This window comes from Pseudoxanthomonas sp. (assembly GCF_036845285.1).
In the GTDB taxonomy this organism is placed as follows: Bacteria; Pseudomonadota; Gammaproteobacteria; order Xanthomonadales; family Xanthomonadaceae; genus Pseudoxanthomonas_A.
Genome location: NZ_DAIUEE010000001.1, coordinates 486,078 through 499,948, shown reverse-complemented (window position 1 = coordinate 499,948; position 13,871 = coordinate 486,078). Strand labels below are relative to the sequence as shown.

The window sequence follows — 13,871 nt, the reverse complement described above, 5'->3', positions numbered from 1 at the left end:
CAATCGTGCCCACGTTCACGTGGGGCTTGGTGCGTTCGAACTTACCCTTTGCCATGGCTGCTGGTTCTCGAGTGGATCAATGGATGGAAGTGGTGCTCACGAAAGGAATCGAACCTTCGACCTCCTCCTTACCAAGGAGGTGCTCTACCGACTGAGCTACGTGAGCGTGAAACCGGCTGTGTTGCCCGGGTTGCTGCAGATCCTGCGCTGGCGTTCAGTGGAGCGGGAGACGGGAATCGAACCCGCGCTAGTAGCTTGGAAGGCTACAGTTCTACCATTGAACTACTCCCGCACCGGGAGACCACTTGCAACTCGAAACAACAACGAAAACTGGTGGAGGGAGGTGGATTCGAACCACCGAAGGCGTAAGCCAGCAGATTTACAGTCTGCCCCCGTTGGCCGCTTGGGTATCCCTCCGGGATCACCGGAGTGACTGGGCTGGAGGGCCAAATCAAACCAGGGTGAAACAGCCCGAGATTTTGGCGGGTGCCGGCGCGTCTGTCAACGCGCCCGGCGCACTTTTTTCTCAGACGTTGAAGCGGAAATGCAGGACATCGCCTTCCTGCACGCGATATTCCTTGCCTTCCAGCCGCAGGCGGCCGGCATCGCGGGCACCCGACTCGCCCTTGTACTTGAGGAAGTCGTCGAAGGCGATGGTCTCGGCGCGGATGAAGCCCTTCTCGAAATCCGTATGGATCACGGCCGCCGCCTGGGGGGCGGTGGAACCCGCCCGGACGGTCCAGGCGCGGACTTCCTTCACGCCGGCGGTGAAGTAGGTCTGCAGGCCCAGCAACGTGTAGGCCGCCCGGATCACCCGGTTCAAGCCCGGCTCGTCCAGGCCAAGGTCGGCCAGGAACGCGTCGCGGTCGGCGTCGTCCAGCTGCGACAGCTCCTCCTCGATGGCGGCCGATACCGGCACCACCTGAGCACCCTCGGTCGCGGCCCTGGCGCGCACGGCATCCAGGTGCGGGTTGTTCTCGAACCCATCCTCCAGCACGTTGGCCACGTACATCACCGGCTTCAGCGTCAGCAGGAACAGGTCGCGGACCAGCACCTTCTCCTCGTCGTCCAGGCCCAGCGCGCGACCGGGCTTGCCGTCGTTGAGGCCGGCCTGCAGCTTCTGCAGCACCGGTTTGCGGGCGATGGCGTCCTTCTCGCCCGCCTTGGCGGAACGCTCGGCGCGGTTCAGCGCCTTCTCGACGCTCTCCAGGTCGGCCAGCGCCAGTTCGGTGTCGATGGTGTCGATGTCCGACAGCGGATCGATCCGGCTGTTGACGTGGATGACGTCGTCGTTTTCGAAGCAGCGCACCACGTGGGTGATCGCATCCACTTCGCGGATGTGCGCCAGGAACTTGTTGCCGAGGCCTTCACCGCTGGCGGCGCCCGCCACCAGGCCGGCGATGTCGACGAACTCGACCGCCGTCGGGATCACCTTCTGCGGCTTGACGATCTCGGCCAGCTGGTTGAGGCGCAGGTCCGGCACCGGCACCACGCCCACGTTCGGCTCGATGGTGCAGAACGGGAAGTTGGCCGCAGCGATGCCCGCCTTGGTCAGCGCGTTGAACAGGGTGGACTTGCCGACGTTCGGCAGGCCCACGATGCCGCATTTGATGCCCATGTCTACATCCGTGATTCGTGATTCGTGATTGGTGATTCGGGGCTCGGTCCGTCCCTGCAAATCACCAATCACCAATCACGGCTTCTGCGTATGCAACCGCGTCATCGCGTCCATGAAATTGCCCGTCACCGCCAGCGGCAGCACATCCATCGCATCATCGATCGCACGCGCGATCAGGATTTCGTCGTCCTTGCCGGGCTTACCCAGTACCCAGCCCGTCACGCGATCCTTGTGGCCGGGATGGCCGATGCCGATGCGCAGGCGGTGGAACTTGCCATGCCCGAGATGCTGGATGGTGTCGCGCAGGCCGTTCTGCCCCCCGTGTCCGCCATCGAACTTCAGGCGTGCAGCGCCAGGCGCGAGATCGAGTTCGTCGTGCGCCAGCAACGCCTCTTCCGGCGCAATCTTCCAGAAGCGCAGCGCGGCCGCCACCGACTTGCCGCTGAGGTTCATGTACGTGGCCGGCTTCAGCAGCCAGACCGGCTGTCCGGCCACGACCACCTTCGCGGTCTCGCCGAACAGCTTGCTGTCCAGCCCGAACCGCTCGCCCTGCCGTTCCGCCAGGGCATCGACAAAATGGAACCCGGCGTTGTGCCGGGTTCGGGCATGTTCGGCACCGGGATTGCCCAGTCCGACGATGAGGCGCAAGCCTGCCATGGGGACGCACCGCGCACCCTCGCCCGCCGGAGCGGGCGAAGGCTCACGCGATTACTTGTCGTCCTTCTTGGCGACCTTGGCGGCCGGCACTTCAGCCGACTCGGCCGGGGCTTCCTCGGCCTCTTCCTTGCCGTGCTTGGCGATCACGACGGCGACGTCGTGTTCCTTGCCCAGCTTCAGCTCGGGGATGACGACGCCGGCCGGCAGCTTGACGTCGGACAGGTGGATCACCGCACCGATGGCCAGGTCGGCCAGGTCGATCTCGATGAATTCCGGCAGGTCCTTCGGCAGGCACTCGACGACGACTTCGTTCAGCTCGTGGGTGACCACGGCTTCGGCGGACTTGCCGGCCGGCGACTTGTCTTCGTTGAGGAAGTGCAGCGGCACGGCGGTGCGCAGGGACTCGTTCTCGTTCACGCGCTGGAAGTCCAGGTGCATGATCTGCTGCTTGAACGGATGACGCTGCATGTCACGCAGCAGCACCTTCTGGATGTCGCCATTGAGGCTGAGGTCCAGGATCGATGCGTAGAACCAGTCGTGCTGGGAGGCCAGCCAGACTTCGTTGTGGTTCAGCTGGATGCTGACCGGCTTCAGTTCGCCACCGTAGACGATGGCAGGCACGGTGCCCGCGTGACGGAGGCGGCGGCTCGCACCCTTACCCTCGTCTGCGCGGCGCTCGACCTTGATTTCATGTGTCTTAGCCATTTGCTTCACTACCTAGGTTGTTGGACCGCCCTTCGGCGATCTGATGAAGGTTCATCCGCGACCAGATGAACCCGGAAAGCCACGCCCCGATGGACCGGCGCGCGGCGAAGACTCAATCCACGTACAGCGAACTGACCGACTCGCCGAAGGCGATGCGGCGGATCGTTTCCGCCAGCAGTTCCGCCACCGACAGCTGGCGGATCTTGCTGCAGCCCTGCGCCTGCGGCGAGAGCGGGATGGTGTCGGTGACGACGAGCTCGTCGAGCACCGAGTTGTTCAGATTGTCCACCGCCGGGCCCGAGAGCACGGGATGGGTGCAGTACGCCGCCACCTTGTTGGCGCCGTGCTGCTTCAGCGCCGCGGCGGCGGCACAGAGCGTGCCGGCGGTGTCGACGATGTCGTCCACCAGCACGCAGTCCTTGCCTTCCACGTCGCCGATGATGTTCATCACCGTGGCGACGTTGGCACGCGGGCGACGCTTGTCGATGATCGCCAGGTCGGCATCATCCAGGCGCTTGGCCACCGCACGGGCACGCACCACGCCACCGACGTCGGGCGACACCACCAGCAGGTTCTCCGTGCCGTAGGCGCGCCAGATGTCGGCCAGCAGCAGCGGGGAGGCATACACGTTGTCGACCGGGATATCGAAGAACCCCTGGATCTGGTCGGCATGCAGGTCGACGGTCAGCACGCGGTCCGCACTGACGGCACCGAACATCTTCGCCGCCACCTTCGCCGTGATCGGGACGCGCGACGAACGCATGCGGCGATCCTGGCGGGCGTAACCGAAGTAAGGCACCACGGCGGTGACGCTGCTGGCCGATGCGCGCTTCAGCGCGTCGATCAGGACCAGCAGCTCCACCAGGTTCTCGGCGCTCGGCGCGCAGGTCGGCTGCACGACGAAGACTTCCTGCCGGCGGACGTTTTCCTGGATCTCCACCTGCACTTCGCCATCGGAGAAGCGCGACACCAGGGCCTTGCCCGGACGCACCCCCAGCTCGCGGCAGATGCTGTTCGCCAGCGGCTTGTTGGCGTTGCCGGAGAAGACAAGCAGGTTGCGTTCGTCTTGCATGGGTCGTCTCGGCAGGCGCGGCTGGGAACTGCGTGAATTGGCAGGGGCGGAAGGATTCGAACCTACGAATGCCGGGATCAAAACCCGGTGCCTTAACCACTTGGCGACGCCCCTAGGCGTTTTTCTCCGTCTCGCGACACGACTCCAGCGCGCGCAACAGTGGCGATCGCGCGGCGCCCTCCACCACCCAGGCGTGCAGCCCGGACGGCAGGGAAGCCAGCGCGGCCTCGGCAGAGGTCCGATCAGCGAACTCCACGAAGCAGCCGCCACCCGAACCCGTCAAACGTGGCGTACCGATGCGCGAAAGGGCCTGGAAGACCGCCTCGATGGCAAGCTCCCGGCGACGCACGACCGGCTCGAACACGTTGCCGAGCAGTGATCCCGAAACGAAGTCCGATATTTTCGCGGGTGCAGCATCACGCGTCAAATCGGGTGATGCGAAAAGGGCCGCAGTCGGCACATGGACACCGGGGTCGACCAGCAAATACCAGGCCGGCGGCAGCACGACCGGCGTCAGGATCTCGCCCACTCCTTCGGCCCAGGCATTCTCACCACGCACGAAGACCGGGACATCGGCGCCCAGCTGCAAGCCCAGCGACGCCAGCCGGTCCGGGCCGAAACCGCACCCCCACAGTCCATCCAGCGCGACCAGCACCGTGGCGGCGTCGGACGATCCACCACCGAAGCCACCGCCGACAGGAATGTGCTTTTCGACGCCAATGTCGACACCTTCGATGACATTGGCCTCTTTTTTCAGCAACCTGGCTGCTCGAACAACCAGGTCGTCCGACGCGACAACGCCGGGCACGGATTCCCCCACCCGCACGACGTCGCCGTCCGGGCGGGGCCGCAGATGGACCGTGTCGCCCCATTCCAGCAGCCGGAACACGGTCTGTAGCAGGTGATAGCCATCGGCCCGACGGCCGACGATCTGGAGGTTCAGATTGAGCTTGGCCGGCGCCGGCCAGGCCGACCAGCCTTCCGTCTCCGGAAACCGGATCATTGCGGCGCGAGCTGCCACTGGTCGACGGCGACCTTCACCGTCGCACCTTCCCGGCGTGCCTCCATGCGACGCGGCATCGGTGGCTGCGCGCCCTCGGCCGGGAACCAGTCCAGGTAATCCACCCGCCACCCATGCTGGGCCAGCGTCCGCAAACGCCCCGTGGCGTCGTAGTCCATGCCATCCGTGCCGGTCGCCGGGTCCGCCAGACCGCGCGCCCAATACGCCATGGAGGCGACTGGAATATCCCAGCCCGTGGCTTCCCGCAGCAGGACGTCGGCATCACGCCCTTCGCGCGGCCCGCCCTCCAGGCCGTCGAGCCGTCCGGCACCGGTCTGCAGGTCTCCGCTCAAACGCCAGCTCTGGCGCGTGACCGGAGCACTCAGGGCGACGAGATAGTCCGCCCCGGCCTGCTGCCAGTCGATGCGACCGCTGCCACCCTTCCCGTTCGCATTGACCGCCACCCGGCCGGCGAACGACCAGTCCGGCCGCGAGGCCAGCCACGCCGCGCGGGTGGCCTGTCCGGCCTGCGCTGCCGCCAGCGCCTCGGGGTCGCTCAGGACCGGCGAATCCGTGGCCGGACCGCGCGTGGCGCAGCCCGCCATCGACAGGGCCGCAAGCCCTGCCAGCAGGAATCCTGGAACCTTCATGCGCCTGTCTTCTCCAGCGCCCGCAGCAGCGAACGGTTGTCGGGGTCGAGCTTGCGCGCTTCGTCGAAATAGCGGCGCGCCTCGTCCTTCTGCCCCATCACCCACAGCACTTCGGCCACGTGGGCGGCGATCTCGGGATCCTTCTGCAGGGCGAATGCGCGGCGCAGTTCGACCAGTGCTTCCGCGTTCCGGCCCAGTCGGTAAAGGACCCATCCGTAGCTGTCGATGATGGCCGCGTCTTCCGGCGCGGCCGTACGGGCGCGATCGATCAGCTCCAGCGCTTCCTGGTAGCGCGAGGTGCGGTCGGCAAGCGTGTAACCCAGCGCATTGAGCGCCGCCACGTTGTCCGGCTCGATCACCAGGATGCGGCGGAAATCGGCCTCCGCATGGTCGATGCGGTCGCGCCGCTCCCAGGCCAGTCCACGCGAATACAGCAGCGCGAGATCGTCGGGATAGGCGGCCAGTCCGCGCGCGAAGACCTCCAGTTCCCCTTCGTCCTGCTCGTCCTGCTGCCGCAGTTCGGCTTCCATCAGATAGGCGTCGCGACGCGTGCCGTCCTCCACGCTGGCATCGCCCTGCAGCACGCGGGCTTCGGCGAAGGCCTCTTCCTTGCGCTTCAGGTCGAACAGCGTCTTCAGCGCACGCAAGCGGGCTTCGGCGCGCAGGTCGCCGGCAGGCACGCTGCGATACCAGGTGAGCGCCTCATCACGCCGTTCCAGGAACTCGGCCATCTGGCCGAGCAGCAGGCGACGGTCCGGGCTGTACTGGGTCGGCTGGTCCGTTCCCGCCTGCTTGAACTCCTCGTACAGGGCATTCAACGCGGTCTTGTCGTCGGCCTTGGCCAGCAGTTGCGCCCGCAGGCCATAGGTCAGCGTGTCCTGCGGCCCCTGCCCCATCGCATGCGAGGCGGCGGCCGGATCGCCCAGCCGGTCGTATTCCTCGGCCAGCTTGAGCCGCAGCGCGGCGTCGGTGGCCGCCTTCGGCAGCAGGCCATCCAGCACCGCGCGCGCCTCCGGCTTGCGATCCGCGTGCATCAGTTGACTGGCCTGCAACAACGCCACCAGCGGCTCGCCGGAGAAACGCTTCACCACGTCCCCGACCATGCGCTCCGCCAACACGGGTTCATCCAGTTGCTGGGCAAGACCGGTGAAGGCCAGCCAGGGCTGCAGCCTGCCGGGGATGGCGCCGTCGTCCACCAACTCGCGCAGCAACCGCGGCGCCAGCGCCGGGTCCTTGCCGCCACTGCCCAGCGCCGTCAGCGCATAACGCCACCCCAGGTCGTCGGATTCCTTCATCAACGCCGCCAGTTCACGGCGTGCGATACGCGCCTGCCCCTGGCGCATCGCCAGCGTGGCCTCGGCGCCGCGCAGGGCCAGGGTCCGGGCAGAGCGAGCGCGCCACAGCTTCAGCGCCTCCGCAGCGCGGGCGTCGTCCTTGGCCAGCAGGGCGATGCGGGTGGCGCGCTCGGCCAGGCCGGCATCATCGTCGCGCTTGGCCGCATCGAGGTACCAGCGCGCCGCATCCGGCAACTGGCCCGCCTGCAGGGCGAATTCGCCTGCCATGACCGTGGTCAGCGCGTCGTCCCGTGGGGCGGCCGCTGATGCCGCGGGCGCGGCGTTCGCGGAAGGCAATGCGGCCGCAAGGGCCAGCGCGGCAACCCAGCTGCGAATCATTTCGGGCATGAACGTCACGTCGGCCGTAAAATGGCGGCCCTGATATGAGCCAGCAGCTTACTGCAAGCGCCTGAACGATGACGTTGTGGGTCCTCGGATTGAACCACCAGACCGCACCGGTCGACCTGCGCGAACGCGTGGCGTTCGACGTCGGCACGGTGCCGCATGCGCTGTCGTCGCTGCGGGCGCTGCCCGATGTGGTCGAGGCCGCCCTGCTGTCGACCTGCAACCGCACCGAGCTCTACGCGGTGGCCAAGGATGGCGACGTGCTGGCGAGTTGGCTGGCCACCCACGCGGACGGCCTGGAAGGCTACCTCTACCGCCATCGTGATGCGGACGCCGTGCGCCACCTGTTCCGCGTCGCGACCGGGCTGGACTCGATGGTGCTCGGCGAGCCGCAGATCCTCGGCCAGGTGAAGGACGCCTGGGCCACCGCGCGCGAACACGGCGCGCTCGGCAACCGCCTGGACCGCCTGTTCCAGCAGACCTTCGCCGTGGCCAAGCGCGCGCGCACCGATACCCGCGTCGGCGCGAATCCGGTTTCGGTCGCCTCCACCGCCGTGCGCCTGGCGCAGAACTCCTTCGCCCGCCTCAGCGAATCCACCGTGCTGCTGGTCGGCGCCGGCGAGACCATCGAACTGGCGGCCAAGCACCTGAGCGAAGGCAAGGTGCGCCGGCTGCTGATCGCCAACCGCACGCTGGCGCACGCGCAGGACCTGGCCAGCCGCCACGGCGGCTATGCGCTGCCGCTGGCCGAACTGGAACGCCACCTGGCCGAAGCCGACGTGGTGTTCTCCGCCACTGCCGCGCGCGAACCCGTCGTGCTGCATGCGCAGGTCGCCGCCGCGCTGGCCAAGCGCAAGCACAAGCCCATGCTGCTGTTCGACCTGGCGGTGCCGCGCGACATCGAGGCCTCGGTGGCCGACCTGCGCGATGCCTACCTCTACACCGTCGACGACCTGGAACGCGCGGTCGAGGACAACCGCCGCAGCCGCCGCGAAGCCGCCGATGCCGCCCAGGCGATCATCGACGTGCAGGTCGGCCGCTTCATGGAGAACCTGCAGGCCGGCTCGCGGCAGGAGCCGCTCAAGCGCCTGCGCGCGCTCGGCGAGTCCACCCGCGAGGACGTGCTGGCGAAAGCGCGCCAGCAACTCGCCAACGGTCGCGAACCGGAGCAGGTACTCGAATTCCTCGCCCACACGCTGACCAACCGCCTGCTGCACCCACCGACCGCGGCGCTGCGCGAAGCGGCGATGAGCGGCGATGCCGACCTGGCGCGTGCGGCCGATCGGCTGTTCCCCGCGCAACCGCCCTATTCGCACCTGAAGAAAGACGATGACGCCGACGCTGCGCCGTAAGCTCGAAGCGCTGGCCGAACGCCGGGAAGAACTCGAACGCCTGCTCGCCGATCCCGGCGTGATCGGCGACAGCGATCGCTTCCGCAATTTCTCGCGCGAGTTCTCCCAACTGGAGCCGGTCGCCACCGCGATGGCGGAGGAAAAGCGCGCGCAGGCCGACCTGGCCGCCGCGCAGGCCATGCGCTCCGATCCGGAGCTGGCCGAACTGGCGGACGAGGAGATCACCGCCGCCCAGCAGCGCCTGGCGCAGCTCGACGATGAACTGATGTTGTTGCTGCTGCCCAAGGACAACCGCGACGAAGGCAACCTGTTCCTCGAAGTCCGCGCCGGCACCGGCGGCGACGAGGCGGCGATCTTCGCCGGCGACCTGTTCCGCATGTACGCGCGATTCGCGGAACGGCAGGGCTGGAAAGTGGAAATCGAATCCGACAGCCCCGGCGAGCATGGCGGCTACAAGGAGGTGGTGGCGCGCGTGGTCGGTCGCGGCGCGTACTCGAAGCTCAAGTTCGAATCCGGCACGCATCGCGTGCAGCGCGTGCCGGAGACCGAATCGCAGGGGCGCATCCACACCTCGGCGGCGACGGTCGCGATCATTCCGGACGTGGACGAGGTGGACGAGATCGTCATCAATCCCGCGGACCTGAGGGTGGACACGTTCCGTTCTTCCGGTGCGGGCGGCCAGCACGTCAACAAGACCGAGTCGGCGATCCGCATCACCCATGTACCCAGCGGCGTGGTGGTCGAATGCCAGACCGAACGCAGCCAGCACGCCAACCGCGACAAGGCGATGAAGCGCCTGAAGGCGCAGTTGCTCGACGCCGAACGCAGCAGGCAACAGGCTGCGCAGGCGGAAACGCGCAAGCTGCAGGTCGGCAGCGGCGACCGCAGCCAGCGCATCCGCACCTACAACTTTCCGCAGGGTCGCATCACCGACCATCGCGTCGAAGGCCTCACGCTGTACGACCTGCCCAACATCATCCAGGGCGACCTGGACGAACTGATCGACCGCCTCGGCCGCGAGCATCTGGCCGATGAACTGGCACGGTTGACAGAGGCCGCATGACGACCTTCGTCCGTCGTACGGGGCTGACGCACCTCGACACCGTCGCTCACCTGTTCGACCTGTATCGCGTGTTCTATGGCAAGCCGTCCGATCCCGGACTGGCGCGCGACTTCATCCGCGCCCGCATGGAGCGTGACGAGTCCGTCATCCTGCTGGCCTGGGTCGACGATGCGGCCGTCGGCTTCACCCAGCTGTATCCCGCGTTCTCGTCCGTCAGCGCATCGCGCGTGTGGATCCTCAACGACCTGCTGGTGCTGCCTGAGGCGCGGCGCAACGGCATCGCCCGTGCGCTGCTGGCAGCGGCCGCCGAGTTCGCCCGCGAAGACGGCGCGCTGCGACTGGAACTGGAAACCGACCACGACAACCCCGCCGCGCAGGCGCTGTACCGCGCGATGGGCTGGACGCCGTACGAGGGCACGCTGCGCTTCCGCCTGCCGCTCTAGTCGCTCCAGACCGGATCGTCATGTGCGGGTGGTGGGAGCGACGTCAGTCGCGATCGCGATGCCTTGTTCGTGACTGACATCGCTGCCACGCCACTTCGTGCAGCATCAAGCTTGTCTCGCATGGCCGGCAGTCGCTAGGCTGCGCCCATGATCATCACCGCCGCCTTCGCCACCACGCGCACCTTTGAACCGGGCGGTCGCGGTGATCGCTGACGATCCACGGAACGAACTCGCGCGGTTGCGGCTGCACGTACGGCAGCAGCCGCAGGACTTCATCGCCTGGGTGATGCTGTCGGACGCGGAACTCGACCACGGCGATGCCGACGCCGGGCAGCGCGCCGCCGAGCGCGCGCTGAATCTCCGTCCGCGCCATCCGGAAGCGCTCGCGCGGCTCGGCCGCAGCCACTGGCTGTCGGGGCGGCACGTGCAAGCCGCCCAGGCATTGAGCGACGCTGCGGCGCAGGTACCGCAGCATCCCGGTATCGCGCTGTGGCTGGGTCACGCCCTGGAAGACGCCGGTGAAGCGGAAGCTGCCGCGCAGGCCTACGAACATGCCTACCGACTGGTGCCCGGCGAGCCGATGTTCGCCGCCCATCTGTTGAACTGGCGCCGCAAGCTCTGCGACTGGCGCGACCTCGACATGCTGTCGACGCAGGTGCGCCGCGCCGTACGCGACGGGACCGGCGTCGTCGAGCCGTTCGCGTTCCTGAGCGAAGACGCCACCGCGGAGGAGCAACTCGCCTGCGCCCGCCAGCGCGCGCAGGCACTGGCGTCGGCGATCCGTCCGCTGCCGCCGTCTCCGCCTGCGAAGGACGACGCACCACCGCGCCTCGGCTTCCTGTCCAACGGCTTCGGCGCGCATCCGACCGGCCTGCTGACCGTGGCGTTCTTCGAAGCGCTGCAGGCACAAGGAGCGGTGTCCGCGCACCTGTTCGCGCTCACGCCCGACGACGGCAGCCCCATCCGCCAGCGGCTGACGGCGGCCACACGACTGCACGATCTCGCAGGACAGCCGCATGCGCGCATCGCGCAGGCCATCCGCGACCAGCGCATCGACGTACTGTACGACCTGCGTGGCTGGGGCGGCGGCGGCACGCCGGAGGTACTGGCGATGCGGCCCGCACCGGTGCAGGTCAACTGGCTGGCCTATCCCGGCACCTCCGGCGCGCCCTGGATCGACTACGTGCTGGCGGATCGCTTCGCCCTGCCGGACGCACTGGTGCCGTCCTACAGCGAAGCCGTCGCCTGGCTGCCCGGTGCCTTCCAGCCTTCGGACACGCGTCGTGCGGTCGACATGCCGCCCTCGCGCACCGAATGCGGCCTTCCCGATAACGGGATGGTCTACGCCTGCTTCAACAACAGCTACAAATTGAATCCGCGCAGCATGGCGCGGATGTTCGAGGTGCTCGTGCAGGTCGACGGCAGCGTGCTGTGGCTGCTGTCCGGCCCCGGTCGCGCCGACGACCGGTTGCGCACGGCAGCGCAGGCGCGCGGCGTGGATCCGACCCGCCTGGTGTTCATGCGCAAGCTGCCGCACGCGGAATACCTGGCGCGCTACCGGCATGCCGACCTGTTCCTCGATACGCATCCCTACAACGCGCATACCACCGCATCCGATGCGTTGTGGGCGGGCTGTCCGGTGCTGACCTGCCCGGGCAAAACGTTCGCCGCGCGCGTCGCCGGCAGCCTCAACCATCATCTCGGCCTGGATGAGATGAACGTGGCCGATGACGATGCCTTCATCACCGTCGCCATCCGGCTGGGCCGCGATGCCGGCGCCCGCACGGCCTTGCGGGCGCGCCTGCAGGCGGCGATCACGCAGGCGCCGCTGTTCGACATGCCGCGGTTCGCGGAAGGCTTCGCCGACATGGCGCGGAGGATGGCTGACCGGCATCGCAAGGGCCTGTCGCCGGCCCCGCTCGACTGACCCGCGATTGCGCTACCCTGCGGGCATGAGCCATGCCGATGCCTTGATCCCGTTGCACCTCTGCGTGCTGACCGTGTCCGACAGCCGCACGCTCGCCGAGGACCGCTCCGGCGACTATCTCGCCGATGCGCTCGCGCAGGAAGGCCACCACCTGCACGCCCGCGCCCTGCTGCCTGACGACCGCTACCGCCTGCGCGCGCAGGTCTCGCAGTGGATCGCCGATCCCGCGGTGGATGGCATCCTGGTGACCGGCGGCACCGGCTTCACCGGCCGCGACTCCACGCCCGAGGCGCTGATCCCGCTGCTCGACAAGGAAATGCCTGGCTTCGGCGAACTGTTCCGCCACGTCAGCGTGGAAGAGATCGGCACCTCGTCGCTGCAGTCGCGCGCGTTCGCCGGCCTGGCCAACCAGACCTTCATCTTCTGCCTGCCGGGTTCGACTTCGGCCTGCCGCACCGCCTGGGAGAAGATCATCCGCGCCCAGCTCGATGCCCGCACGCGCCCCTGCAACCTGGCCACGCTGCGTCCCCGTTTGAAGGAATGAGCAAGGAGAGCCCGCGATGTCGCTCGATGCCACCCTGCGCCTGCTGACCAAGGCCAGCGGCCTGACCGCCGCCGATCTCGCCGCCGCCATCCCGCGCGCCGGCGTGGCGACGGTGAAATCCTGGCTCGCCGGCGAGAAGATGCCCGGCGGCGACCAGCTCGCCGCACTGGCCCGCGCGTTCGGCGTGCCCGCCGGCGCACTGCTCTCGGAACTCGCGTCGACCCTGGACCCGGCCCGCACCCAGGGCGAGCACGACCTGCTGGCTGCGTACCGCGCGCTCAACACCCGCCAGCAGGGCGCATTGCTGGAAGTCGCCCGCAGCATGGCCGGGCAACCGCGCCGCAAGCGTTGATTCCCTTCCCCGCCGCACAGGACACGCGATGAAAGCCCTCAAGCGCAAGGATTACGAAGCCCGCCTCAAGCCGCTGCAACTGGAACTGGCGGCGATGGCACGCTGGGCGTCGCATTGCGGCGCACGCATCGTCGTCGTGATGGAGGGCCGCGACACCGCCGGCAAGGGCGGCGCGATCGGTGCGATCACCGAGCATCTCAATCCACGCCAGTGCCGCGTGGTGGCGTTGCCGAAGCCGAGCGAGCGCGAAGCGACGCAGTGGTACTTCCAGCGCTACATCTCGCACCTGCCGGCCGCGGGCGAAATGGTCCTGTTCGACCGCAGCTGGTACAACCGCGCCGGTGTCGAGAAGGTCATGGGCTACTGCACCGACACGCAGCACGCGCGCTTCCTGCAACAGGCGCCGGTGTTCGAACGCGGCATCACCGACGACGGCATCCTGCTGTTCAAGTACTGGCTGTGCGTGGACCAGGCGCAGCAGGAGGAGCGCTTCGCCGAGCGTGCCGAAGAACCGCTCAAGAGCTGGAAGCTCTCGCCGATCGACCTGAAGGCACGCGAGAAGTACGCCGAGTACACCGCTGCGCGCGAGACCATGCTCAAGGCCACGCACACCAGGCATGCGCCGTGGACGCTGGTCGATTTCAACGACCAGCGCACCGGAAGGCTGACGCTGATCCGCGACCTGCTGGACCGCCTGCCCGACACGCGGGTGCCGCTGGAGCCTCTCGGCCTGCCGCCGCTGAAGGGAAAACTGCACAAGGAACGCTACGGCGTCCTGAAGCCGATCAAGCCGTCGCGCGGCGACTGAT

14 protein-coding genes and 4 tRNA genes are annotated in these 13,871 nt (G+C 67.8%); 7 read left to right on the top strand and 11 right to left on the bottom strand.

Features of this window, described 5'->3' with window-relative positions; all coding sequences use genetic code 11:
• Positions 1 to 90: 90 nt before the first annotated feature.
• From V7060_RS02370 to V7060_RS02320, 11 genes are all read right to left on the bottom strand, one after another.
• Positions 91 to 166 (bottom strand) — tRNA-Thr (locus tag V7060_RS02370).
• A gap of 52 nt (positions 167 to 218) precedes the next feature.
• Positions 219 to 292: transfer RNA gene (locus V7060_RS02365), tRNA-Gly, on the bottom strand.
• Between the two features lie 39 nt (positions 293 to 331).
• Positions 332 to 417: transfer RNA gene (locus V7060_RS02360), tRNA-Tyr, on the bottom strand.
• A gap of 109 nt (positions 418 to 526) precedes the next feature.
• Entirely contained in the window at positions 527 to 1,618 is a 1,092-nt protein-coding gene (gene ychF, locus V7060_RS02355) for a redox-regulated ATPase YchF (RefSeq protein ID WP_334177644.1), read from the bottom strand.
• A 75-nt stretch (positions 1,619 to 1,693) separates the two neighbouring features.
• On the bottom strand, positions 1,694 to 2,275 hold the full coding sequence (gene pth / locus V7060_RS02350; protein ID WP_334177643.1) for an aminoacyl-tRNA hydrolase: 582 nt from the start codon (positions 2,273 to 2,275) through the stop codon (positions 1,694 to 1,696).
• A 51-nt stretch (positions 2,276 to 2,326) separates the two neighbouring features.
• Complete coding sequence (locus V7060_RS02345; protein ID WP_334177642.1) at positions 2,327 to 2,980, bottom strand: 50S ribosomal protein L25/general stress protein Ctc; 654 nt, start codon at positions 2,978 to 2,980, stop codon at positions 2,327 to 2,329.
• A 112-nt stretch (positions 2,981 to 3,092) separates the two neighbouring features.
• On the bottom strand, positions 3,093 to 4,052 hold the full coding sequence (locus V7060_RS02340; protein ID WP_055940747.1) for a ribose-phosphate diphosphokinase: 960 nt from the start codon (positions 4,050 to 4,052) through the stop codon (positions 3,093 to 3,095).
• A 38-nt stretch (positions 4,053 to 4,090) separates the two neighbouring features.
• Positions 4,091 to 4,166 (bottom strand) — tRNA-Gln (locus V7060_RS02335).
• Positions 4,165 to 5,055 carry a 4-(cytidine 5'-diphospho)-2-C-methyl-D-erythritol kinase gene (gene ispE, locus V7060_RS02330; protein ID WP_334177641.1) on the bottom strand — a complete coding sequence of 297 codons (891 nt, stop codon included), beginning with the start codon at positions 5,053 to 5,055 and terminating at the stop codon, positions 4,165 to 4,167. The genes V7060_RS02335 and ispE overlap by 2 nt, the downstream gene beginning before the upstream one ends.
• Entirely contained in the window at positions 5,052 to 5,702 is a 651-nt protein-coding gene (lolB, locus tag V7060_RS02325; RefSeq protein ID WP_334177640.1) for a lipoprotein insertase outer membrane protein LolB, read from the bottom strand. The genes ispE and lolB overlap by 4 nt, the downstream gene beginning before the upstream one ends.
• Positions 5,699 to 7,384, bottom strand: a complete 1,686-nt coding sequence (locus V7060_RS02320) for a hypothetical protein (protein WP_334177639.1) — start codon at positions 7,382 to 7,384, stop codon at positions 5,699 to 5,701. Before V7060_RS02320 ends, lolB begins: the two co-directional genes overlap by 4 nt.
• A gap of 68 nt (positions 7,385 to 7,452) precedes the next feature.
• Here V7060_RS02320 and hemA point away from each other — a divergent pair, with 68 nt between their 5' ends.
• The 7 genes from hemA to ppk2 all read left to right on the top strand — a co-directional run bounded on the left by hemA (position 7,453) and on the right by ppk2 (position 13,870).
• Entirely contained in the window at positions 7,453 to 8,733 is a 1,281-nt protein-coding gene (hemA, locus tag V7060_RS02315) for a glutamyl-tRNA reductase (protein WP_334177638.1), read from the top strand.
• Positions 8,711 to 9,796, top strand: coding sequence for a peptide chain release factor 1 (gene prfA, locus V7060_RS02310; RefSeq protein WP_334177637.1), 1,086 nt, complete (start codon positions 8,711 to 8,713; stop codon positions 9,794 to 9,796). Before hemA ends, prfA begins: the two co-directional genes overlap by 23 nt.
• Positions 9,793 to 10,239 (top strand): GNAT family N-acetyltransferase, encoded by a 447-nt coding sequence (locus V7060_RS02305; RefSeq protein WP_334177636.1) that lies wholly within the window; start codon positions 9,793 to 9,795, stop codon positions 10,237 to 10,239. The genes prfA and V7060_RS02305 overlap by 4 nt, the downstream gene beginning before the upstream one ends.
• Positions 10,240 to 10,441: 202 nt before the next feature.
• Positions 10,442 to 12,166, top strand: coding sequence for a tetratricopeptide repeat protein (locus V7060_RS02300; RefSeq protein WP_334177635.1), 1,725 nt, complete (start codon positions 10,442 to 10,444; stop codon positions 12,164 to 12,166).
• A 25-nt stretch (positions 12,167 to 12,191) separates the two neighbouring features.
• Positions 12,192 to 12,710: a molybdenum cofactor biosynthesis protein B gene (moaB, locus tag V7060_RS02295; protein WP_334177634.1), complete on the top strand. Its 519-nt coding sequence runs from the start codon at positions 12,192 to 12,194 to the stop codon at positions 12,708 to 12,710.
• A gap of 16 nt (positions 12,711 to 12,726) precedes the next feature.
• Positions 12,727 to 13,062: a helix-turn-helix domain-containing protein gene (locus V7060_RS02290; RefSeq protein ID WP_334177633.1), complete on the top strand. Its 336-nt coding sequence runs from the start codon at positions 12,727 to 12,729 to the stop codon at positions 13,060 to 13,062.
• 28 nt (positions 13,063 to 13,090) lie between these two features.
• Entirely contained in the window at positions 13,091 to 13,870 is a 780-nt protein-coding gene (ppk2, locus tag V7060_RS02285; protein ID WP_334177632.1) for a polyphosphate kinase 2, read from the top strand.
• The last annotated feature ends 1 nt before the right edge of the window (position 13,871 follow it).